Below are 21,639 nucleotides of genomic sequence, written 5' to 3'. Positions count from 1 at the left end.
CCGGGACCCATACGCCGTGCCGGCTCTTTTGGGCACGGCGTTGGAGACCTTGCTTCATTACTAACGCCGCGGGCCATGGGTCCCGGCGTTCGCCGGGACGACAGTGGCAGATGTCGTTGCGCCGCTGCCATCACGACGCCTTCCTGATCTTGAAGCTCGCCAGATAATCCTCGGGCTTCGCCGGATCGAAATTCTTCCCCATCACCGAAAAGCTCTTGGTCGTCGCCGTCGGCGGTGTCAGCCCGGCTTCCTTCATCAGCCTGATAGCATCGGTTGCGAGATAGACTTGGGCGGCGATGCCGGCATAGTCGATGTCGCCCTTGATCTGCCCCCAGCGCTTCATCTGGGTCATGATCCACACGGCAAACGACTGCCACGGGAACGGATCGAAATCGACGCGGTTCGGCTGGTTGACGATGTTGCCGAGCCCGTCGGCGAAGGTGCCGGTCAAAATCTGCTCCAGCACGATCGGCGGCTGGTTCAGATAGTTCGCCGGCGCGATCGCATTGGCGATCTCCTTGCGGTTCTCGGCCTTGTGCGCGAAGGCGGTCGCCTCGATGATCGATTTGAGCAGCGCACCATAGGTATTCGGCATCGTGGTGACGAATTCCTTCGAGGCAGCGAAGGCGCAGCACGGGTGCCCTTCCCAGATGTCCTTGGTCAGGATGTGGATGAAGCCGACGCCGTCATAGACGGCGCGCTGGTTCATCGGATCGGGGCCGAGATAGCCATCGATATTGTCGGCGCGCAGATTGGCGACCATCTCCGGCGGCGGCACCGCGCGGATCTGCACATCGGTATCGGGATCGAGGCCGTGCTCGGCGAGATAATAGCGCAAGAGGTAATTGTGCATCGAATAGTCGAAGGGCACCGCGAACTTAAAACCCTTCCAGCTCTTCGGATCGCGCTTGTCCTTGTGCTTGATCGACAGCGTGATCGCCTGGCCGTTGATGTTCTCCACCGCCGGCATGGTGTAGGGGATCGGATTGGAGCCGGCGCCCATGGTGATCGCGAGCGGCATCGGCGACAGCATGTGGGCGGCGTCGTATTCCTTGTTGAGCGTCTTGTCGCGGATCACCGCCCAGCCAGCGGTCTTGATGACTTCGACGTTCAAGCCGTTCTTGGCGTAGAAACCCATCGGGGCCGCCATGATGATCGGCGTGGCGCAGGTGATCGGGATAAAGCCGACCTTGAGGTCTTTCTTTTCCAGCGGCCCTCCTTGCGCAAACGCTTCGGTCGCCGTCTTGAGCGGGAAGAACTGCGATACCGCCGCCACTGCCGTCGCGGCTCCCACCGATTTCAGGAATGCGCGCCGTGCGGCATCCTGCGGAAACATCGCCCGCATCACGGCGGAGGCGACCACGCCCTCATAGCGCTTTTGCTCGCTCTCGATGGCGGACTGGATCCGCAGTTGTGCGGCCTGGTGCTCGGCTTCGCTGAGGTGCCGGCCGCATGAGCAGCCACCGGCATGAAGACGACGGTTGGGATCGAATGGATTGTCGAAGGTAGACATCAGCCCTCCTGCGCGACGTTGCCCCCTTATTAAGCAAGGCACATGCCAGCGCCGTTCGATGGCGATGGCGTTGAGATCGCAGGGATTCTGCTGAGATTGGCGATTACGAAAATTCGTGATACACGAAAATTCGTAGCTCAATTACGAATTTTCGGAGTACCACGATGTACCTCGCGCTCGGTTCAACCGCCCCACCGCAGGATGCCGAACTGCGCGCCGCCGCATTCGAGTTCGCAATCGAGCCGACGTTGTTGATCGATCCCCACGCCGACCAGATTCTCGATGCCAATCCGGCCGCCTGCACCCTGCTCGGCTACGACCGCGCCTTGCTGCGGCAGACCAAGGTCTCGACGCTGCACTCAGGACAATTGCCCGCGCTGATCGTGTTCACGCAGGCGGTGCTGGATAGGGGCGCATACTGGACCAACGCGCTGACCCCGCGCCACGCCACCGGCCAAAACCTGCGGCTTGAATATGCCGGCGCGCTGGTGCCGGGCGACGGCCGCGCGCTGGTGCTGCTGACCATGAGCGACCTCGATGCGCGCCGGCGCCGCTACGTCGACGCCGCGGCCGAGGACCATATGCGCGGCGGGATCGCGACCTGGCAGCGCGTCGAGCGCGTCTTCCAGGACATCGAGCGCGAGAACCAGCTCATCCTGCGCGCCGCCGGTGAAGGCATTTACGGCGTCAACGCCGATGGCAAGACGACCTTCGTTAATCCGGCGGCCGAGCGGATGCTGGGCTGGTCCGCCGAGGAACTGGTCGGCAAGGAAATTCACCCGATCGTCCATCACACCCACCATGATGGACGGCACTATCCCGATCACGATTGCCCGATCTACGCGGCATTTCGCGACGGCGCCGTGCACCAGGTCGATGGCGAGGTGTTCTGGCGCAAGGACGGCACGCCGGTCTGGGTCGAATATACCTCGACGCCGATCCGCGACCGCGGCGTCGTGGTCGGCGCCGTCATCGTGTTCCGCGACGTCAGCCAGCGCCGCGAGGCCGATGAGAAGCTGCACGCCGCGCTGGCCGAGGTCGATCGCCTGCGCGAACGGCTGGAGCTGGAAAACGCCTACTTGCAGGAAGAAATCCGCATCGAGACCAACCCGCGCGGCATCATCGGCCAGAGCGAGGCGATCCAGAAGACGCTGCGCCAGGTCAAGCTGGTGGCGCCGACCGCCGCGGCGGTGATGATCACGGGCGAGTCCGGTACCGGCAAGGAGTTGATCGCGCGCGCGATCCATGAGGCCAGCAGCCGCGGCGACCGCCCGCTGATCCGCGTCAACTGCGCCGCGATCCCGCGCGAATTGTTCGAGAGCGAGTTCTTCGGCCATGTCAGGGGCGCTTTCACCGGCGCGATGCGCGACCGCATCGGACGGTTCGAACTTGCCGACGGCGGCACGCTGTTTCTCGATGAGGTCGGCGAAATCCCGCTGGAGCTGCAAGGTAAACTCTTGCGCGTGCTGCAGGAGGGCAATTTCGAGCGCGTCGGCGAGGAGCGCACCCGCGCGGTCGACGTGCGCGTGATCGCCGCGACCAACCGCGACCTCAAGCAGGAAGTGCAGCGCGGCCGGTTTCGCGAAGACCTCTATTTCCGCCTCAACGTCTTCCCGGTGGAATCGGTACCGCTGCGCGAGCGGCGCGAGGACATCCCGCTTCTGGCGCAGCATTTTCTGACGCGCGAAAGCAAGGCACTGAAATCCGAGCTGCGCTTGTCGGAAGGCGATGCGCGCCGGCTGTCGCGCTACGACTGGCCCGGCAACGTCCGCGAGCTGCAAAACGTGATCGAGCGCGCCGCGATCCTCGCCCAGAACGGCCGCCTGCGCATCGACCTGCCCGATGTATCAGGCGTGTCGCCCTTCCCCGCCGCGGCACGCGTGAAAGCAGATAGCCGCCCAGCCGTCATGACATCAGCCGAGATGCGCGCCCACGAACGCGCCAACATCCTCGCCGCGCTTGCGGCCTGTTCCGGCAAAGTGTTCGGTCCCGGCGGCGCCGCAGAAATGCTCGACATAAAGCCGACCACGCTGGCCTCGCGCCTCAAAGCGCTGGGGATTGCGAATGCGCGTGGGGCTGGTGGCTGATCAGGGCTCCGGCTGATACGCCGGCTTTCTGCGGCGAAGCCGAAGTCAAGCGGCTTGAGCGCGATCGGCGGCTCGTGTCGCAAGCGGCCGTTTCGGTTCCAGCCAGTCTCATGTCTGCCGCACGACGGACCTATCGCCGAAACGTGTCCGGCCTGCCGCACTGTGGACGCATTCGGATATTCATGCTTGCGGGCATGGCTGAGGGGGGCGCGGCGGACGGCCCCGCTTTCTCGAAAGTAAAGGACGAGTACTGTGATGAAGATCGTAATTATAGCGGGTGCGACGCTCGCCCTGGTGACCGCGGCCGGCGCGGCTGATATTCCGCGTGCGCAACCCGTCTATCAACAGGCGCAGGTCGGCAAGATGCCGATTGGCAAAACCCCAATCGGGAAGACCCCGGTCGGCAAGACGCCCGTCGCGCCGCGGCCCTATGCGCGTTACTGACCCGGCTCGTTGATCCTGACCTTCATCGGCAGCGAAAGGCGAACCGTGGAAAATGGGCCAAAAAGATCAGGACGATGCCTGCTTGCGGGACTGACACTCACGGTCCTGCTCCAGTACGAAATCCATCCAGCTTCCGCGCGCGAGATTGATCCTCGCGCGGGCCTGGAGCGTTTCATTTCCCAGATACAGGAAGGTTACAGGGACGTCGCCAATGCGACCGCCGTTAGTTCCAATGCGGCGTCCACTGAATCGAATTCGGCACCACAGTCGCCCAGCAAGCCGGCATCGCGATCAGCAAAGGGCCCGTATTACGTAGATTTCAGAGCCAGGACGGCGGCGAGTTGGGGACATGCTTTCGTATGGTTCGGGAAGACAAGCGAGCGAGCCGTTGAAGTCGCGGGCCTCACTCCTGCGGGAGACACCGTGCCGTATGTGCTTGGCCACCTAATGTGGGTGCCGTCCGAAACCACGGCGAGCTATGGCGATCTCGATCCGCAGTACCTCACCGCCAGTTACCGCGTTTACTTGAATGAGCCGGACGCAAAAAAGGTTTTCGCATACATCAAGAAACTGCAGGCGAGTTCGCCGGTCTGGAACGCCGAAACAACCAATTGCACATCGTTCATCGGCAGCATCGCGGAATTCATGGGATTGAAAGTGCCTCATCGCTGGCAGCGTCCCGAGAACTACGTCAACAGTCTGAAGGCGATGAATGACGGGCGTCAGGTGATCCGCCTGTCGTCAGAGCAATAGCTCGCGCCTTCGACGGTAATGCAGACCTGACTTACGGCTGCGCGTTTAGTAGCGTCGGCCGCCGACCGAGAATGACGACGCACCGGGCAGCGCATTGATCTCGCTGTCGATCCGCCCCGTCTGCTGAACGACGCCGACCCCGAGCGACAGGCTGAGATTGGACGTCGGCTGGAATTCGACGCCGGCATAGGCGCTCGAAACCGGCAGCGTGCCGGACTTGGAGTCGAACGGCGCGAACGGGCCGCCGATGCCTGTGTTGTACTTCAGCGTGTCGAAGCCGGCATAGAAGGTGACAGGCGGTCCGCCGGCATTCTTCAGGCTGTAGCCGAACTGCGTGCCTTCGCTGTAGATCGAGCCGAAACCGCCGAGCGCGCTTTGGCTGAAACTGCTGAAGCCCATGGTGTTGCGCTGGCTGCCGACAAAAAAGCCGTTCGAAAAATTGTAGCGCGCATAGGAAGAGCCGTTGCCGAGGTCGCGGAAGTCGAAGCTCGGAAAGCTACCATAGGCGTTCGGGCTCTCGCCTGCTGCGCCGCTGAACCCCATCGGCCAGCCCGGGATCCAGTAATTCACCGGCGAGGCCTGCGCGTGGGCCGCTGGCGCGCCCAGGCCCAGCATCGCCGTGAATGTGAGAGCAAACTTGCGTGAGAACATCGACATCTGCGCGACCACCCGACTGTGCCGCGATTATACGCAGAGCATATCGGGAACGCCAGAGTGGCGCGGCGGCATGGTTCCATCGGCTTCCGCCGCATCGATCGCCACCTGTAGCACAATGACTTCAATTTCCCGGCATGATGACGGCAAGCGCAGGCAGGAGATCGAGATGGATGATCGAGCGGTGCGGACGGCGCTGCAGCGCCACTGGGACGCCTCGGATGCGAACGATTTCGAGACCGAGCATGAAATCTACCGCGAGGATGCCGTGCTTGATTATCCGCAATCGGGCGAGCGGATTCGCGGCCGGCGCAACATTCAACAGAGCCGGTTTGTCCAGCCCAACAAGAAACGCTTCGCGGTCCGGCGAATCATCGGCTGCGGCGACCTCTGGGTCACCGAATTCATACTCAGCTATGACGGCATCCCCTCCTACGCCGTAAGCATCATGGAATTCCGCGAAGGCCTAGTGGCCAACGAAACGCAATATTTCGCCGATCGGTTCGAACCATCACCGTCGCGTGCGCAGCTTGTGGAACGAACGAACTGATCCGTCGAGGGCCGCACGCAGTCCGATCCCGCGGGATCGGACTGCAACTTCGGGCGGATCGTCACGCCGCCTTGGTGAGTTTCGCCTCCATCGGCAGCCCCTCCTCGATCGGCAGCGCCGGATCGCGCGACCATTCGTTCCAGGATCCGAAATACATCCGGACGTCCTTCACGCCAGCATTCTTCAAAGCGAGGAACGTGTTCGAGGCGCGCGCGCCCTTGAAGCAGTAGAGATAGACCGGCGTCGTCTCCGTGATGCCGACCGTGGCGCATTCCGCCAGAATTTCGTTCTTGGACTTGAAGCGCGGCCCTTCCGCGGTCGGCTTCATCATACGGTACCATTCGAGCCAGACCGCACCGGGGATGCGCCCCTTGCGCGGGCAGAAATCTTTCCCATAAGGCGACGAGCTTTCGCCGATCCATTCGTCGATGTCGCGAACGTCGAGGATCGCAATGCCCGGCTTGCCGACGGCCGCGAGCATGGTCTTGGCGTCGATCAGGATGTCGCCCGCCTCAGGGACGATCGAGAACGATGCCTTCACCGGCGAAGGCACCTCTGTGGTCACCGGCAGGCCCGCCGCCATCCAGGCGTCGAAGCCGCCATGCAGCACCTTGACCTTGGGATAGCCGAGCATGGTGAGCAGATAGTAGCCGCGGCAGGACTGGCCGAAGCCGGAATTCATCGACTGCTCGTAGATGACGGCGGTCTCCTTGCCGGAAAGCCCCGCCGCGCCGAACGCGTCGGCGAACTTGGTCTTCAGCTCGTGAATGCCCTCCGGCGTCGAGGTCGCCAGGTAAGTGAAGATTTCATGGACATTGACGGCGCCGGGAAGGTGGCCTGCGCTGTAGGCGTCGGGATTGCGGGTGTCGATGACGACACACGGCTCTTTCTTGAGGAACTCCGCGAGTTCGCCGGCAGTAATGAGAACGTCCGTCATGGCAGGCCTCTCCTGTTCTTGGGTTGCGGGTTGGTCGGTCGGAAATCACGGCTCGTCGCCGGCCAGCATCTTGCGAAGCTGCTTGGTGGCGGGCGTAACAATCGCGACGAAATAGGCTTCGCGGAGCCGGCGCTGGGCGCGGTGGCTCTTCAGGTAGCCGCGCGCACCGCAATGGAGCATCGCCGCATGCGCGGCGGCGACGCTGGCATCGCCGGCGCGCAACCGCAACGCGATCACGCGCCGCCAGTAGCTGTCGTCGGCATTGTAGGGATCGCTCGCCAGCGCCATCGTCTCCTTCTCGAACTCGGCATGGAGTTCGCGGAACTGCTGCGGCTGCTGCGGCAGATAGCGGTTGACGTGGCCGAGCGGCGCGCCGACCTCGTCCATGATCTTGATGCAATCCTTGATCAGGCCGAGCGCCATGCCCGACTGCAGCAGGATGAAGCCGGCGCGGATTTTTTTGATGAATGGCCCCGCCGGATCGGCCAGGATCAGTTCATCCGGTACGAAGACGTCGCGGAACTGCACGCCATAGGTGCCGGTGCCGTCCATCGCAAGGAACGGTTTGCACGGCTGCAGCGTGATCGCGGGATCGGCGCAGTCGGCAAGGAACATCACGATGCCCGGCCCGCTCTTTGCGGTGCCGCCGCCATCGTCCTCACGCTCGAAGATCGTGCCGAAGAAATGATCGGGGCCGAGATTGGACACCCAGGGCAGCGCGCCGCGCACGATGTAGCCGCCTTCGACCTTCCGCCCTTTCAGCTTCAGCTTCTCGATGCCGAAAAAACTCTTCATGGGATTGGAAAGACCGGTGCCGCCGAGCACACGCCCCGTCGAATAACTGTCACCGAAACGCCTGGCCAGTTTCATGTTGGTGGAATTGGCGACGTACCAAACCAGTGTCATCTGGCACCACGCCATGAAGGCGGAGGCGCCACAGACCTCCCCGAGTGCGGCGATCGACTGGATCGCGCAGCGCAGATCGGCGGGGCCCTCCAGCGGCACATGGCTGCCCCAGACGCCGACCTTGCCGAGGCGGCGCAGCAGATCGCCCGGATAGACCGAGCCGGCATCGATGTCGGGGGCGAGCGGCGCGAGCTCGTGCCGCGCGATCCTCGCCACCTCATCGACAATGGTAGGTGCAGGACGATCCGAAACGTCGGCCCGCGATAACGCCAGAGAACCCATGCTCGCCTCCCGCACCTCTTGCACGCGCGCTCGCCTAGATGCCGACCTCGAGATTGACGGGCCGCGTGAACGTGTTGGCGACCGGAGACCACTTCTTGACATGCGCGACCAGCGTCTCGATCTCGGCCGGCGCGATGCCCTCGCATTCCATGTCGACCTTGACGCGAACATCGGTGAAGCCGACCGGCTTCTCGCTGACGTCACCGGTGCCCCACACCGCCGTGATGTTGAGGTCGCCTTCCAGTTCGAGCTCGAGCTTGTTGACGATCCAGCCGCGGTAAACGGCGTTAGCGTGCAGGCCGACCGCAAGGCACGAGCCGAGTGCGGCCAATGATGCTTCCGACGGATTGGGCGCGGTGTCGTCGCCGAGCAGGCCCGGCGGCTCGTCGACGATGTAGGGCGCGAGGTTGCGGATGTAGTTGGCATGGCGGAATTTGCCCTCCGCCACCGTCCTGCACTTCAAGGTCTTGATGACCTTCGGATTGGCCTTGCCGTTGGCGATGAGCTGCTCAAGCCCGCCTTTGTCGATCGGCGCAAGGCAGCCGGTGAGCACTGTTTTCTGGGCGACCGCGGTCATCTTTTCTCTCCCTGGGATAGGATACCGAACGTTCTGTTTCCTGCATTAAGCGTGCCAGATGCGACCGAAATCAAAAGCCGAACGTCTTAAGTCGCTTAAGGGTGCCTGCCCGGAAATTGATCAGCGTGCGGCTGCTCACGCGCGGTGCAGTTGCCGCAGGCGAGCGATTATTTTCCGCGCAAAGATCAGCTTGATGATTGCGCCGCGGTTCGCTTAACTGGCGCGCATGGCCAAATCGGTTTCAAGGAAGAAGCAATTCGCGGTGGGCGACGAGGAATCGGCGCGCGGCCGCCTGCTCAGCGCGGCGACGCATCTGTTCTGCAAGAACGGCATCAACGCGACAGGCATCGACGCCATCATCGATGAGGCCGGCACCGCCAAGACCACGCTCTATAAATTATTCGGCTCCAAGACCAACCTCGTCAACGCCGTGCTGGAAAGCGAAGGCAAGGCGTGGCGCGAATGGTTCATCGGTGCGATGGAAGATGGCGGCGGCGACGCACAGGCAAAATTGAAGCGGATCTTTCCGGCGCTGAAGCACTGGTTCGCCGAAGAGCGGTTCTACGGCTGCCCCTTCATCAACGCGGTCGCCGAGCACGACAAGCATGCAAAACAGTTCCGCACCATCGCGCTGCGCCACAAGAAGGTCGTGCTGGCGCACATCGAAAAGCTCGCCGGCGAAATGGGCGCGACTGAACCACAGATGTTCGCCCACCAGTTGGCACTATTGATCGACGGCGCCATCGTCGCCGCCATGGTCTCGCGCGATCCCTCCGTCGCCGACACCGCGGGCCTCGCGGCGAGCAACCTATTCGGGCCGGCCAAGGCAAAAAAGCCGAAGCGGACTGGCAGCGTTGCGGAGTTCGCCGTGGTCTGAAGCGCAGAGATCGCCGCTCGCATTACAGCGAAGCCGGGGCAAAATCGACGTAGCCGCGCACGAGGACGACGGCGCCGGCCACGATGAGGACTATCCCCGCGGCGCGGCTGAGCCATTGGTGGTGCGGCATCAGCTTCTCAAAGGCGACATAAATCGCGACAGCCGCGACCCAGGCAAGATTCATGATGCCGACGACGAAGAGCAGTGCCATCAAAAACCAGCAGCAGCCGACGCAATAGCCGCCGTGCCGAAGACCCATGCGCAACGGGCCCAACGCATCCGGTTGCCAGTAGCTCGAGAGGAACAGCAACGGGCTCTGGCAATAACGCAGACAGGCGCGCTTGATCGGCGTCATCTGATAAAGCCCGGCCGCGATCAGGATGACCCCGGCGAGCACATTGCTCGTGCTCGCCATCATGCCGGACAGCAGCCCGGCCTGATCGAGCGTCCACTGCAGCAACACCGCAATGACGCTGAAGCCCGCCCAGACCACGAGATAACCGGCAAGAAACAGCCAGCTTGCGATGACGGGGCTGTCCGTCGCCGCCTGCCGGCGCTTGACGGCAGCGAACAGCAGGATCGCGGGGGCAGCGCTGGGCACCATCATCGCGATCATCATCACCCACCACATCGCGAACATGAGCAACGCCTGATCCGCAGACCACGGCTCAGGGTCCATCGGCATGTCGGCCATGCTCATGTCGATGCCGGCGCCCGCAAGCAAATAGCCCCAGGAGAATGCAACCACCGTCGCCAATCCGATGGCGACGATCAGGCGATCGTGCCGGAGGGTCTGCTCGAGTGACCAGGTCCCCGTCATGAATCCGCCCCGCTGCTGGAACGGCACATCGCGTTGGCTTCGGGCGCGCCGCTAGGCCACGATACCTTCGGGCGTCTGCACGACGTTTGCGAGCGAGCTGTGCGTGCCCTGGGTTTCGAATTTAATGGCACCGTTCGAGCGGATGTTGGCCGAGGCGACCTCGGCAGCGCGGTGTTCGAAACCCTCCGGCATCACAACCTGAATGCGGTGCGGCAGTCCTGTCACCGGATTCTTGATCGGCTCGACCTCGGTTTCCAGCACGCCCTTGGCTACCATGCGCGCAACGCGTCCTTCCTTGTCGAACGAGAACTCAAACGGCACGAATAGCGGATCATGGATCTTGGTCACGATCACGCTGAGGATCTGGAATAGCGTGCCCTCGGCGGCAAACTTGCCCGACATGATGTTGAACAGCGCCTCGCGCTGCTCGCTTGTCGCGCGCTCGTCGATGATCGGCTGCAACTGGCCATTGCCCTCGTGCAGCGCGCCGGGAAAATGAACCACGGCCGCAAAAACCAAACCATCGAGCGCTGTGTCTTTGAAATGCCCCTTGGTGATCCGCATGCCGACCGCGCCCTTGCAATATCCTTGCGTCGGCAGCGCATTGAAATCGCACGGACAGCCAAATGCGCAGTTGCAGTTCTTGACCCATTCACCTTCGAGACGCCAGTCAGATGTAGCCATCGCACACCTCCTCTTGCGTTTTCGATCGGACTGCAGCCGCTTGAATGCTCCTTGGCCGTCATAGGCTCGACAATGCGAGCGGGATCAGATCGGTGAAAAGCTCGCCGTGATTGGCGTCTTGCGGCGTCTAGTCCCAACAAGGGGAGCTTACGCCGTTTGTGGCCCCGGGGACAGTGACCGTTGGGTGCGCCATGCCGCCCGATCGCACGAATGTGCGCCCGACAAAGCTTTACGCGTCCGCCACCGGGACAATGGTGGGCATGGCGCTAGCGCGCCTGTGCCCCCATGGCCTTCTCCAACCGCGCCAGTTCCGTCGCGAGATCCGCTTCGACATCCGCCACCCGCATCTCGACGACGCGGTAATCACGCGCCTTGAGCCATGTTTTCCGCATCGCACGGTCGGCGACGATCGCGTCCGACTCGTTCGGGTTGACGAGTTCGATCGCGAGCCGATGCACGAAGGAGACGAAATCGGGGATATGGCGCCCGACCGGGGTCTGGCGCTTGAACTGGCCGGCGAAGCGGCGGTCGCGGGTCAGCGATTGCCACAAGATCCGCTCGGCATCCGTCGGGTTGCGGCGGAGCAGCCGGGCAAGCCCGCGCACGGTGGAACTGTCGCCGGGCGCCGCGGCCCCCTGCCCGTGCTCGGCGAGGAGCGCACGCAGCCGGGTCGCCTGCTCGCCGTCAAGCACGCCGCCCTTGGCCGGGCCCTTGCGCCCTTCCGCGATCGCCATCACCACGCCGTGCAGCGTGTGCATGTCCTGCTTGGTCGGGTCCATCCGCGTAAAGATGTTGCGCAGGTTGACCAGCATGGTCTCGCGCTTCTCCTTCGGGCGGAGGAATTCGACCTTGTCGAGCTCGCGGACCAGATTGTCGAAGAACGCCTGCGTCTGGTGCTGCGAGGCCGGCTCGGACCGTTCCGGCATCGCAAACGGCAGCGCGCCGCCCGTCGAATGCTTGAACCACTCGTAGCCGATCAGCAGTACCGCCTGCGCGAGGTTCAGCGAGGCAAAACCCGGATTGACCGGAAAGGTGATGATCCGGTTGGCGAGCGCGACCTCCTCGTTCTGCAGTCCCCAGCGTTCGCGGCCGAACAGGATGCCGGCCCCGCCGCCTCCCCCGACATGGGCCACGATCTCAGCGGCGGCAGCTTCCGGCCCAACCACCGGCTTGGCTTGGTCATGGGCGCGGGCGGTGGTGGCAAACAGCAGGGTCAGGTCCGCGACCGCCTGCTCGACGGTATCGAACAGTTCGGCCTGCTCCAGAATGTGATCGGCGCCCGCCGCCGCCCGCTGCGCGGCGATGTTCGGCCAGCCGTCGCGCGGGTTGACGATGCGCAGCCGCGACAGCGCGAAATTGCCCATCGCGCGCGCCGCCATGCCGATATTCTCGCCGAGCTGCGGCTCGACGAGGATCACAATTGGTCCGGCCAGGTCGAGACCAGTTTTGGATTTATCGGTGCCGGACATTCCTTCACTTTCTGATTCGGCTTCAGAAGTTGATTTAAGCCTCTGAAGAAGCATGACCGCGCCGCACGCGCGGACGATTAGAAATCGGAGGGCTCGCGTTTCGGATGGAGCGCCAATTCGCAAAGCCGCTGCGCGGCTTACTAGCCTCTCCGCAAGCTCGCTCAAAGCCTCAAGCCGGCCCAGGTCCCGCACCGCCGTTTGCGGGCGTTAGACTTTCGGATAGGCTAACAATCACAAACAAAGTGAAGCTGCAAACCAGCCCGAAAGCCGAGTTTCAACGGCGAGGGAATTTCTTGGGGAGGCGTCCATGCGCGGCAGGTGGTCGTTGGCGATTGTCGGCGTGGTCCTGATCCTCTTGGGCGGCGTGCTCGCCCATTTCACCCAGACCGCCGGCGGCATCCGGATCGAGGACGTCAGGTTTAAGGGCGCCAAGGGCAACACGATGAGCGCCCTGCTCTACGTCCCGCCGAATGCGACGCCCCAGATCCCCGCTCCCGGCATCCTCGCGGTCCACGGTTACATCAATTCGCGCGAGACCCAAGACGGCTTTGCCATCGAGTTCGCCCGCCACGGCTATGTTGTGCTGGCGCTCGACCAGACCGGCCACGGCTACAGCGACCCGCCCGCCTTTGCGAACGGTTTTGGCGGTCCCGATGGGCTCGCCTACCTGCGCAGCCTCGAAATCGTCGACAAGAACAATATCGGCCTCGAGGGCCACTCGATGGGTGGTTGGACCGTGCTGACGGCAGCAACCGCGATGCCGAACGATTACAAATCGATCGTGCTGGAGGGCTCCTCCACCGGCAAGCCGTTCGCCGCCGAGGGCACGCCAAACTGGCCGCGCAACATGGCGCTGGTCTTTGCCCAGTATGAGGAATTCCCGGTCCTGATGTGGGGCATAGAAAAGGCCCGCGACGTCACGGCCAGCCCAAAGCTGTGGGCCGTGTTCGGCACGCAAGGCCCGGTGGAACCGGGCAAGCTCTACGGCGATATCGCGGAAGGCACCGCGCGCGTGCTCTACACGCCTGCTATCACCCATCCGGCCGAGCACATCTCCCGCCAGGCGATCGGCTACAGCCTCGACTGGTTCGCCAGGACGCTGCAGGGCGGCACGCCCCGCCCGGCCAGCGACCAGATCTGGTTCCGTAAGGAGATCGGCACGGGAATAGCGCTGATCGGTTTTGTGGCGCTCCTGATCGGCGCCTTCGACGCGCTGCTGGAGGCGCCGATGTATTCCCGCCTGCGGCTGCCTGAAATCGCCGACGGCACCATGCCCGAGCATGCGGCGACGACCGGACGCCGCTGGACCGCGGCCTTCATCCTGTCGGCCTTTATCCCAGCCTTAACCTATTACCCGGCGTTCGCACTGGGCGGCACATTCCTGAAACCCTCCGCCGTTCTGCCGCAGGGGATCACCAACCAGATCCTGGCCTGGGCGGTCATCAACGGCCTGATCACACTCGGCCTGATGCGGTTTGCGCCGAAGCGCGCCAGCCGCGCCGGCATCGTCCTGCCGTCGGCCGTGATCGCGATCGCGACGGTTGCGATCGGCTATGCCGCGCTCTGGCTTTCCGACCTCGCCTTCAAGATCGACTTCCGGTTCTGGATCGTCGCGGTCAAGCTGATGAGCGCGAAGCAATTTTTGATCTTCCTGATCTATCTCGCGCCGTTCACGGCGTTTTTCGTCGTCGCGCTGCACGTCCTGCACCGCAATTTCTCGACCATGGCCGCGCCACGGGGCGCGCTCTATCTGACCAATATTTTGGCGCTGACGCTCGGCTTCATTGTGCTTGTCGGCGGGCAGTACCTGATCCTCTGGCTCACCGGAGCGCTATTCAATCCGCTGCCCGACCCCGGCTTCGTGCCGCTCTCGACCATCGTCGCCATCCAGTTCATACCGCTGCTCGCGATCTGCGCCGTGATCGCGACCTTCACCTGGCGGCGGACCGGCTCCAGCCTGCCGGGCGCCCTGATCTGCGGCCTGTTCGTGACCTGGTATGTGGTGGCGGGGACGGCGACCCAGACGGCGTTCTAGGCGCTGGCCGCGTTCCCCCGGATGCTGCAGCGCTGCAGAAGCGCTGCACCGCGTCCGGGACATGCGGCCCCCATGCATTCCGAGCCTGAACGATGGGCTAAAAGTGGGCCCCGCACCAGCTTTCGCCGGCCGGTTTGCGGTGCTATAGGCCCCCTATAATCACCCACCCCCGCCCGAAACGCGCGGTTTTCCGAAAAAGGCCCCCTCCGTCATGGCAAAAATCAAGGTGACCAACCCCGTCGTCGAACTCGATGGCGACGAGATGACCCGGATCATCTGGCAGTACATCAAGGACAAGCTGATCACCCCCTTCCTGGATGTCGAGCTTTTGTATTTTGACCTCGGAATGGAATACCGCGACCAGACCAACGACCAGGTCACGATCGATGCCGCCAACGCCATCAAGAAGGTCGGCGTCGGCGTGAAATGCGCCACCATCACCCCGGACGAGGCCCGGGTGAAGGAGTTCGGCCTCAAGGAGATGTGGAAGTCGCCGAACGGCACCATCCGCAACATCCTCGGCGGCTGCATCTTCCGCGAGCCGATCATCTGCAAGAACGTGCCGCGCCTGGTTCCCGGCTGGACTAAGCCGATCATCATTGGCCGCCACGCCTATGGCGACCAGTACCGCGCCACCGATTTTAGGTTCCCCGGCAAGGGCACGTTAACGATGAAATTCGTCGGCGAGGACGGCACCGTGATCGAGAGGGAAGTGTTCAAGGCCCCCGACTCCGGAGTCGCGATGGGAATGTACAACCTCGACGATTCCATCATCGACTTCGCCCGCGCCTCCTTCAATTACGGCCTGCTGCGCGGCTACCCCGTCTATCTCTCGACCAAGAACACGATCCTCAAGGTCTATGACGGCCGCTTCAAGGACATCTTCCAGGACATCTACGACCGCGAGTTCAAGAAGGAATTCGAGGCCAAGCGCCTGACCTATGAACACCGTCTGATCGACGACATGGTGGCCTCCGCCCTGAAGTGGTCCGGCGGCTATGTCTGGGCGTGCAAGAACTACGACGGCGACGTGCAGTCGGATACGGTCGCGCAGGGCTACGGCTCGCTCGGCTTGATGACCTCGGTGCTGCTGACGCCCGACGGCAAGACCGTGGAAGCCGAAGCCGCGCACGGCACGGTGACCCGCCACTACCGCGAGCACCAGAAGGGCAAGGAGACCTCGACCAACTCGATCGCGTCGATCTTCGCCTGGACGCGCGGCCTCGCGCACCGCGCCAAGCTGGACAACAACCCGCAGCTCGCGAAGTTCGCCGACACGCTGGAGAAGGTCTGCGTCTCGACCGTCGAGGAAGGCTACATGACCAAGGACCTCGCGCTCTTGGTCGGCGCCGACCAGCGCTGGCTGTCCACGACCGGCTTTCTCGACAAGGTTGCCGCCAACCTCGAAAAGGCGATGGCGGCGTAAGCCGTCTTTCGCTGAAGATCCTACCCTCGCCGTTGCGAGCCAACGGGTCGGGCGAACGCCCACCCGATGACAGGCTTTGCGAAGCAATCCATGGACCCTCGCGTCGGTGGATTGCTTCGTCGCTTCCGCGCAAAATTGCGTTGCATTTTGTCGCGAGCTGCTCGCAATGCCGACAATAACAACGACGGAGCATCACCGTGTCGTTCACCAAGCGCATCGCGCTCACTGTCTTCTTTCTGGCCGGGTCGCTCGTCAGCGCGACTGCCCAGACACCGCTTCCCGAGGCCATCGCGGCGCCGGGCGAAACTGCCGTGCTCACGCTGCATGCCGAAGGCGCGCAGGTCTACGAATGCAAGACCGGCCCCGACGGCACGCTGACTTGGGTATTTCGCGAGCCGATCGCGACGCTTTTCCAGGACGGCAAGACGGTCGGCCGCCATTATGCCGGACCGAACTGGGAGTACAGCGACGGCAGCGCAGTGGTCGGCCAGGTCGCCGGCACCGCCCCGGGGCAGGTCGCCATGGACATTCCCTGGCTGAAGCTCACCGTCACTTCCCGGCGTGGCAACGGTGTTCTCAGCGCGGTGACAACCGTGCAACGGATCAACACGGTGGGTGGAAGGCTCAATAGCGCCTGCTACAAGGCAGGCAGCTATGAAAGCGTCCCCTACTCGGCCGACTACGTCTTCCTGCGCAAGGGCTGAAATCCATCTGCGTCATTGCCAGCGCAGCGAAGCAATCCATTTTTCCAAAGGCGGAAGCATGGATTGCTTCGTCGCTTCGCTCCTCGCAATGACGACGACACGACAGCGGTTTCTGATTGCGACCCCGGACCTCAACCCCAACAGCGCCGCGCTGTTGCTAGCCCATCGCCACCTTGTCGCCCCGGTGTTCACGCCCATCGAGCCACATCGTGCCAAGCGCGAACGCCAGCCAGCCGAAATTGTAGGCAAACCCGATCATCAGAACGACCCAACCGGGAATCGGTCCGACCGCGGCACGATCGACAAATTCCGCTACGGTGGACGCCGGCGTCGGATGAATTGCGATCTTGCCGTAATAGGCAATCACCTGGACGGCGAGAATCCAGACATAGTTGCGGCGCAGCCGTCGTCCCGCCGCGCGGATAAACGAAATGTGGTGGCGGGGCGCGGTGTAGTCGTGGCCGAGTATCACCTGCCAGCTATCGTCACGGGCTTCACCGGTGAATATTGGCGCGTAGAAATTCATCTCCATCCACCGGGCTCGGGCGCGCCAGACATTGAAGTAGCGATACCGTCGCGCCTCCATGCCGAGAAACACGGCAATCAGCAGGCCCACGAGCAGGAGTGGCAGCGGTGATGACTCCGGGCTCGAGAAGGTCGTCGAGAGGGCGATGCCCATGGTGACGATCGCCCAGTTGGTCGTGTTGTCGAGCCGCGTTCGCCAGATCGTCGAACGGTAGACCTCGCCGCGATACAAATGAGCGATGGCGCCCATTTCAGCAGAATTGAAGGTGTGTTGACGGTGTGTTTCGCTGGAAGCCGTGACAGACATGGCGGGACCTCGGTTGTCCGAACCGCAGATCGCCGGCGCTGACCGGGAGAGTCCACATCATCAACGCCGATGAACCCATCCGGAATTGTGACACCGCAACTATGCGCGCTCTGACGCCGAATTGCCAGCGAGAGGTCGAGCAATAGAACGCTGCACTGCACTACTCCTGGTCCGCATTGGGTCATTGCGGCTGCAATGACATCGCCCGTAATCGTAGACCACGTCCGCTGCGTGGGGCTTGAGCCCTTACGGGGTAGCTTCCCACTTGTGCTTGTCTATCTCAGCGAGGGAGACCTTCGCAGTCCCGGCTAAGCCAAGCACACGAGCCGCGCCAGTCGACAGGTCTATGCACCTTCCCTTCACGAACGGGCCGCGATCATTTATGCGAACGGTGACGCTTCGCCCGTTGGAATGTGAGGTGACCGTGACGTGGGAGCCGAATGGCCGGGCGCGATGCGCCGCAGTCATCGCGTTTGGATTCATCCGCTCTCCCGAAGCGGTTCGGCCTCCACTATAGCCATAGCGAGAAGCAATACAGGTTTCGGCGAATGCCGGCGCAGATAGACATGTGAGCGCCAGGACGGCGCTGATCGGGCGGATCATCGTCACTCTTCCAGGATCGAGGCTCCATTGGCGTGCTGCCAACTTTTCCCAAGCCTCTAAGTTCCAGTAAGAGCGTCAAAGCCACACAGCATTCCGCGCAGCAGGATCGTCTGAGTGCAGGAGAAAAGGCCGTATCGGCCCTGTTTGATGCGCCCTATCTCGTGGCCGCAAGATATGTCGCCCACACGGCGCTGGCCAACGTCTGTGATGTCTTGCGCGCGCACGCCTTTTCGACTTCCGCAACAATCGAGGACATGCTGATTTTTGGCTGTGTTTGGCCACTGGCCGCGGCGACGTAGTTAAGTCCTGTCCAGAAACCGTGAATCCAGACAGTCCCCTCCAACACACGCTCTTTCGTGGATCGCCAGTGAGCGCAACTCATGCTCCCTACTCCGATCATGTCGACCGAAACCTTATCGTCCTGCGCCGCCGCCACGCAGACCGAAGCGCCAAAGATCATCGACGCAAATAGAGATGGCTTTATCATCCACCGGGTCATCCCTGCACCTCTCGCCCGAACGCCAAACGTCGGCTGTCGCGTTCATCGAGGGTTCGATTAACGTGGATGCGCTATAACATCACCATGAACTAGGCCGCAGCGTGACGAATGAAGGGCGTCAGCCATTCTGTCGCTCGGACGTCTGCAGGCGCGATGGATGGCACGAGGATTACATCCTGCCTGGCAGTTTGCTATCCAAGATAACCTCCCCCGCAACCGGGGTGAGGTTATCCTTCCTCGAGGTGCATTGAACCCAAGAACGCGCGGCTAAGCGCCAGCCATCGCCTGCTCGATCGCCGACAGCGCCGCGTTGGCCTTGGCGCCATCGGGGCCGCCGGCCTGCGCCATGTCGGGCCGGCCGCCGCCGCCCTTGCCACCGAGCACCTCCGAGCCCTTGCGCACCAGTTCGACCGCGTTGAAGCGCGCGGTGAGATCGGCGGTGACGCCGACCACGATGCCGGCCTTGCCGTCCTCGGTGACGCCGACGATCGCGACGACGCCGGAGCCGATCTGCTTCTTGCCGTCATCGACGAGGCTCTTGAGATCCTTGGTCTCGACGCCCTCGACCGCACGCGCCAAAAGCTTGACGCCACCGGCTTCGCGCACGCCGCCGGCGCCGTTGCCGGCGGACGCGCCGCCGCCCATCGCAAGCTTCTTGCGGGCGTCAGAGAGATCACGCTCGAGCTTCTTGCTCTGTTCCATCAACGCAGCGATACGCGCCGGCACGTCTTCAATCGAGGTGCGCAGCTCGGCGGCCGCGGTCTTTGCCAGCGCCATCGTATCGTTGGCGTGCTTGCGGGCATGGCGCCCGGTCAGCGCCTCGATGCGCCGGACGCCCGAAGCGACCGCACTTTCGCTGGTCACCGAGATCAGGCCGATATCGCCGGTGCGGCGCACATGGGTGCCGCCGCACAGTTCGACCGACCAGCCGAGCGCGTTCTGCCCGTGCTCGCGGGACTGCTTGCCCATCGAGACCACGCGGACCTCGTCGCCATATTTCTCGCCGAACAGCGCACGCGCGCCGGCCTCGCGGGCGTCGTCCACCGCCATGATGCGGGTGGTAACCTCGTCGTTTTCCAGCACCACCTCGTTGGCGATGTCCTCGACGCGGGCGAGTTCTTCTGCCGTGATCGGCTTCGGATGCACGAAGTCGAAGCGCAAACGATCGGGCGCGACCAGCGAGCCGCGCTGGGCGATGTGGTCGCCGAGCACCTGGCGCAGTGCCTCGTGCAACAGATGCGTCGCCGAGTGATGGGCGCGGATCGACGAACGGCGCGAATGATCCACTTCAAGCTGCAGCGCGGTGCCGGCCTTCAGCGTGCCCTGCTCCACGGTGCCGGTGTGAGCGAAGAGATCGCCGGCCTTCTTCTGCGTGTCGGTGACGCGGAACTTGATGCCGCCCTCGCCGGTCAACACGCCGGTGTCGCCGACCTGGCCGCCGGACTCCGCATAGAACGGGGTCTGGTTCAGCACGATCGAGCCGGTCTCGCCGGCCTTGAGGCTGTCGATCTCCTTGCCGTCCTTGACCAGCGCCGTCACCACACCCTCGGCGCTTTCGGTGTCGTAGCCGAGGAATTCGGTCGCACCGAGCTTTTCCCTCAAGGGGAACCAGACCGATTCATCCGCTGCTTCACCGGAGCCGGCCCATGACGCGCGCGCCTTCTCGCGCTGGCGTTCCATCGCGTCCGTGAACGCCGCCTGGTCGACGCTGATGCCGCGCGACTTCAGCGCGTCCTGCGTGAGATCCAGCGGGAAGCCATAGGTGTCATAGAGCGTGAACGCGGTGTCGCCGTCGAACATGTCGCCCTTCTTCAGGCCACTGCTCTTCTCGTCGAGGATGGCAAGGCCGCGCGCCAGCGTCTTGCGGAAGCGCGTCTCCTCCAGCCGCAGCGTCTCCTCGATCAGCCGCTCCCCGCGCACCAAGTCCGGATAGGCCTGCCCCATCTCCCGCACCAACGCCCAGACCAGGCGATGCATCAACGGCTCTTTCGCGCCGAGCAACTGCGCATGGCGCATCGCGCGACGCATGATCCGGCGCAGCACATAGCCGCGGCCCTCGTTCGAAGGCAGCACGCCGTCGGCGATCAGGAACGCCGAGGAACGCAAATGATCCGCAATGACGCGGAACGAGGCGACGGTCTGCGCCTCGGGCTCGCTGCCGAGCGCCGACGCGGTCGCCTCGATCAGGTTGCGGAACAGGTCGGTCTCGAACACGCTGTCGACGCCCTGCAGGATGCAGGCCATACGCTCCAGCCCCATGCCGGTGTCGATCGAGGGACGCGGCAGCGGCACGCGCTCGTCCGGCGTCACCTGCTCGAACTGCATGAAGACGAGATTCCAGAATTCGAGGAAGCGGTCGCCATCCTCCTCGGGGCTTCCGGGAGGACCGCCCCAGATGTGCTGGCCACGGTCGATGAAGATTTCCGAACAGGGACCGCAGGGGCCGGTGTCCCCCATCGCCCAGAAATTATCCGAGGTCGGGATGCGGATAATGCGGTCGTCGGAAAAGCCGGCGATCTTCTTCCAGTAGGTCGCCGCCTCGTCGTCGGTATGATAGACCGTGACGAGCAGCTTGTCCTTTTTCAGCCCGAACTCCTTCGTGATCAGGTTCCAGGCAAGCTCGATCGCGCGCTCCTTGAAATAATCGCCGAACGAAAAATTGCCGAGCATCTCGAAGAAGGTGAGATGGCGCGCGGTGTAGCCGACATTGTCGAGGTCGTTGTGCTTGCCGCCGGCGCGCACGCATTTCTGCGAGGTGGTGGCGCGCTGATAGGAGCGCTTCTCGACGCCAGTAAAGACGTTCTTGAACTGCACCATGCCGGCATTGGTGAACATCAAGGTCGGGTCGTTGCGCGGCACGAGCGGCGACGAGGCCACGATCTCGTGGCCGTTCTCGCTAAAGAAATCCAAGAATTTCGACCTGATCTCGTTGACGCCGCTCATGTTCATCCACTCGGAAAAAGGGCCGGGCCAGGTCGGAACTAACC

At 63.2% G+C, this 21,639-nt stretch carries 20 protein-coding genes; 9 read left to right on the top strand and 11 right to left on the bottom strand.

Annotated features, from left to right (window positions below; translation table 11 throughout):
- Window positions 1-130: 130 nt before the first annotated feature.
- Window positions 131-1,513 (bottom strand): CmpA/NrtA family ABC transporter substrate-binding protein, encoded by a 1,383-nt coding sequence (locus QA643_RS14780; RefSeq protein ID WP_283033858.1) that lies wholly within the window; start codon window positions 1,511-1,513, stop codon window positions 131-133.
- Between the two features lie 164 nt (window positions 1,514-1,677).
- Here QA643_RS14780 and QA643_RS14775 point away from each other — a divergent pair, with 164 nt between their 5' ends.
- From QA643_RS14775 to QA643_RS14765, 3 genes are all read left to right on the top strand, one after another.
- Window positions 1,678-3,600, top strand: a complete 1,923-nt coding sequence (locus QA643_RS14775) for a sigma 54-interacting transcriptional regulator (protein ID WP_283033857.1) — start codon at window positions 1,678-1,680, stop codon at window positions 3,598-3,600.
- Window positions 3,601-3,852: 252 nt separating this feature from the next.
- A complete protein-coding gene (locus QA643_RS14770; protein ID WP_283033856.1) occupies window positions 3,853-4,044 on the top strand; it encodes a hypothetical protein in 192 nt (63 codons plus the stop codon).
- Window positions 4,045-4,089: 45 nt separating this feature from the next.
- Entirely contained in the window at window positions 4,090-4,797 is a 708-nt protein-coding gene (locus QA643_RS14765; protein WP_283034806.1) for a hypothetical protein, read from the top strand.
- 45 nt (window positions 4,798-4,842) lie between these two features.
- On the opposite strand, the gene QA643_RS14760 is transcribed toward QA643_RS14765, so the two are convergent.
- Window positions 4,843-5,454 carry a hypothetical protein gene (locus tag QA643_RS14760; protein ID WP_283033855.1) on the bottom strand — a complete coding sequence of 204 codons (612 nt, stop codon included), beginning with the start codon at window positions 5,452-5,454 and terminating at the stop codon, window positions 4,843-4,845.
- 166 nt (window positions 5,455-5,620) lie between these two features.
- Between QA643_RS14760 and QA643_RS14755 the strand changes: the two genes are divergently transcribed.
- Window positions 5,621-6,001, top strand: coding sequence for a nuclear transport factor 2 family protein (locus tag QA643_RS14755; protein ID WP_283033854.1), 381 nt, complete (start codon window positions 5,621-5,623; stop codon window positions 5,999-6,001).
- A gap of 61 nt (window positions 6,002-6,062) precedes the next feature.
- Here QA643_RS14755 and QA643_RS14750 read toward each other — a convergent pair whose 3' ends face one another.
- From QA643_RS14750 to QA643_RS14740, 3 genes are read right to left on the bottom strand one after another with little or no spacing between them, the layout of a single operon-like run.
- Window positions 6,063-6,938 carry a sulfurtransferase gene (locus QA643_RS14750; protein WP_283033853.1) on the bottom strand — a complete coding sequence of 292 codons (876 nt, stop codon included), beginning with the start codon at window positions 6,936-6,938 and terminating at the stop codon, window positions 6,063-6,065.
- Between the two features lie 45 nt (window positions 6,939-6,983).
- Window positions 6,984-8,126, bottom strand: a complete 1,143-nt coding sequence (locus QA643_RS14745; protein ID WP_283033852.1) for an acyl-CoA dehydrogenase family protein — start codon at window positions 8,124-8,126, stop codon at window positions 6,984-6,986.
- A 34-nt stretch (window positions 8,127-8,160) separates the two neighbouring features.
- Window positions 8,161-8,703 (bottom strand): OsmC family protein, encoded by a 543-nt coding sequence (locus tag QA643_RS14740; protein WP_283033851.1) that lies wholly within the window; start codon window positions 8,701-8,703, stop codon window positions 8,161-8,163.
- Between the two features lie 226 nt (window positions 8,704-8,929).
- On the opposite strand from QA643_RS14740, the gene QA643_RS14735 reads away from it, so the two are divergent.
- Window positions 8,930-9,580: a TetR/AcrR family transcriptional regulator gene (locus QA643_RS14735; protein ID WP_283033850.1), complete on the top strand. Its 651-nt coding sequence runs from the start codon at window positions 8,930-8,932 to the stop codon at window positions 9,578-9,580.
- A 22-nt stretch (window positions 9,581-9,602) separates the two neighbouring features.
- On the opposite strand, the gene QA643_RS14730 is transcribed toward QA643_RS14735, so the two are convergent.
- From QA643_RS14730 to QA643_RS14720, 3 genes are all read right to left on the bottom strand, one after another.
- Window positions 9,603-10,400: a DUF2182 domain-containing protein gene (locus QA643_RS14730; protein WP_283033849.1), complete on the bottom strand. Its 798-nt coding sequence runs from the start codon at window positions 10,398-10,400 to the stop codon at window positions 9,603-9,605.
- A 51-nt stretch (window positions 10,401-10,451) separates the two neighbouring features.
- The gene (locus QA643_RS14725; protein ID WP_283033848.1) at window positions 10,452-11,084 is read right to left on the bottom strand and encodes a DUF1326 domain-containing protein; all 633 of its coding nucleotides are present in this window, start codon (window positions 11,082-11,084) and stop codon (window positions 10,452-10,454) included.
- Between the two features lie 266 nt (window positions 11,085-11,350).
- Complete coding sequence (locus tag QA643_RS14720; RefSeq protein ID WP_283033847.1) at window positions 11,351-12,553, bottom strand: TrmJ/YjtD family RNA methyltransferase; 1,203 nt, start codon at window positions 12,551-12,553, stop codon at window positions 11,351-11,353.
- Window positions 12,554-12,860: 307 nt separating this feature from the next.
- Here QA643_RS14720 and QA643_RS14715 point away from each other — a divergent pair, with 307 nt between their 5' ends.
- From QA643_RS14715 to QA643_RS14705, 3 genes are all read left to right on the top strand, one after another.
- Window positions 12,861-14,588 carry an alpha/beta fold hydrolase gene (locus QA643_RS14715; RefSeq protein WP_283033846.1) on the top strand — a complete coding sequence of 576 codons (1,728 nt, stop codon included), beginning with the start codon at window positions 12,861-12,863 and terminating at the stop codon, window positions 14,586-14,588.
- Window positions 14,589-14,799: 211 nt separating this feature from the next.
- Window positions 14,800-16,014 (top strand): NADP-dependent isocitrate dehydrogenase, encoded by a 1,215-nt coding sequence (locus QA643_RS14710; RefSeq protein ID WP_283033845.1) that lies wholly within the window; start codon window positions 14,800-14,802, stop codon window positions 16,012-16,014.
- A 215-nt stretch (window positions 16,015-16,229) separates the two neighbouring features.
- Window positions 16,230-16,718 (top strand): DUF3455 domain-containing protein, encoded by a 489-nt coding sequence (locus QA643_RS14705; RefSeq protein WP_283034805.1) that lies wholly within the window; start codon window positions 16,230-16,232, stop codon window positions 16,716-16,718.
- Window positions 16,719-16,875: 157 nt separating this feature from the next.
- Here QA643_RS14705 and QA643_RS14700 read toward each other — a convergent pair whose 3' ends face one another.
- Window positions 16,876-17,550, bottom strand: a complete 675-nt coding sequence (locus tag QA643_RS14700; protein ID WP_283033844.1) for a DUF2270 domain-containing protein — start codon at window positions 17,548-17,550, stop codon at window positions 16,876-16,878.
- A 246-nt stretch (window positions 17,551-17,796) separates the two neighbouring features.
- A complete protein-coding gene (locus tag QA643_RS14695) occupies window positions 17,797-18,153 on the bottom strand; it encodes a septal ring lytic transglycosylase RlpA family protein (RefSeq protein ID WP_283033843.1) in 357 nt (118 codons plus the stop codon).
- A 32-nt stretch (window positions 18,154-18,185) separates the two neighbouring features.
- Here QA643_RS14695 and QA643_RS14690 point away from each other — a divergent pair, with 32 nt between their 5' ends.
- Window positions 18,186-18,452: a hypothetical protein gene (locus QA643_RS14690; RefSeq protein ID WP_283033842.1), complete on the top strand. Its 267-nt coding sequence runs from the start codon at window positions 18,186-18,188 to the stop codon at window positions 18,450-18,452.
- A gap of 467 nt (window positions 18,453-18,919) precedes the next feature.
- Here the strand turns inward: QA643_RS14690 and alaS are convergent, their stop codons facing one another.
- Window positions 18,920-21,595, bottom strand: coding sequence for an alanine--tRNA ligase (gene alaS / locus QA643_RS14685; protein WP_283033841.1), 2,676 nt, complete (start codon window positions 21,593-21,595; stop codon window positions 18,920-18,922).
- Window positions 21,596-21,639: the final 44 nt, after the last annotated feature.

Origin of the sequence: Bradyrhizobium sp. CB3481 (assembly GCF_029714305.1) — a bacterium.
Classification (GTDB): domain Bacteria; phylum Pseudomonadota; class Alphaproteobacteria; order Rhizobiales; family Xanthobacteraceae; genus Bradyrhizobium.
The sequence above is the reverse complement of the archived record's forward strand: the minus strand, read 5'-3'. Positions and strand labels throughout refer to the sequence as shown.

Coding starts and splice junctions, on each gene's coding strand:
- QA643_RS14780 (WP_283033858.1), bottom strand. CDS start 1,513: ATGTCTACCTTCGACAATCCATTCGATCCCAACCGTCGTCTTCATGCC.
- QA643_RS14775 (WP_283033857.1), top strand. CDS start 1,678: ATGTACCTCGCGCTCGGTTCAACCGCCCCACCGCAGGATGCCGAACTG.
- QA643_RS14760 (WP_283033855.1), bottom strand. CDS start 5,454: ATGTCGATGTTCTCACGCAAGTTTGCTCTCACATTCACGGCGATGCTG.
- QA643_RS14755 (WP_283033854.1), top strand. CDS start 5,621: ATGGATGATCGAGCGGTGCGGACGGCGCTGCAGCGCCACTGGGACGCC.
- QA643_RS14750 (WP_283033853.1), bottom strand. CDS start 6,938: ATGACGGACGTTCTCATTACTGCCGGCGAACTCGCGGAGTTCCTCAAG.
- QA643_RS14745 (WP_283033852.1), bottom strand. CDS start 8,126: ATGGGTTCTCTGGCGTTATCGCGGGCCGACGTTTCGGATCGTCCTGCA.
- QA643_RS14740 (WP_283033851.1), bottom strand. CDS start 8,703: ATGACCGCGGTCGCCCAGAAAACAGTGCTCACCGGCTGCCTTGCGCCG.
- QA643_RS14735 (WP_283033850.1), top strand. CDS start 8,930: ATGGCCAAATCGGTTTCAAGGAAGAAGCAATTCGCGGTGGGCGACGAG.
- QA643_RS14730 (WP_283033849.1), bottom strand. CDS start 10,400: ATGACGGGGACCTGGTCACTCGAGCAGACCCTCCGGCACGATCGCCTG.
- QA643_RS14725 (WP_283033848.1), bottom strand. CDS start 11,084: ATGGCTACATCTGACTGGCGTCTCGAAGGTGAATGGGTCAAGAACTGC.
- QA643_RS14720 (WP_283033847.1), bottom strand. CDS start 12,553: ATGTCCGGCACCGATAAATCCAAAACTGGTCTCGACCTGGCCGGACCA.
- QA643_RS14715 (WP_283033846.1), top strand. CDS start 12,861: ATGCGCGGCAGGTGGTCGTTGGCGATTGTCGGCGTGGTCCTGATCCTC.
- QA643_RS14710 (WP_283033845.1), top strand. CDS start 14,800: ATGGCAAAAATCAAGGTGACCAACCCCGTCGTCGAACTCGATGGCGAC.
- QA643_RS14700 (WP_283033844.1), bottom strand. CDS start 17,550: ATGTCTGTCACGGCTTCCAGCGAAACACACCGTCAACACACCTTCAAT.
- QA643_RS14695 (WP_283033843.1), bottom strand. CDS start 18,153: ATGATCCGCCCGATCAGCGCCGTCCTGGCGCTCACATGTCTATCTGCG.
- alaS (WP_283033841.1), bottom strand. CDS start 21,595: ATGAGCGGCGTCAACGAGATCAGGTCGAAATTCTTGGATTTCTTTAGC.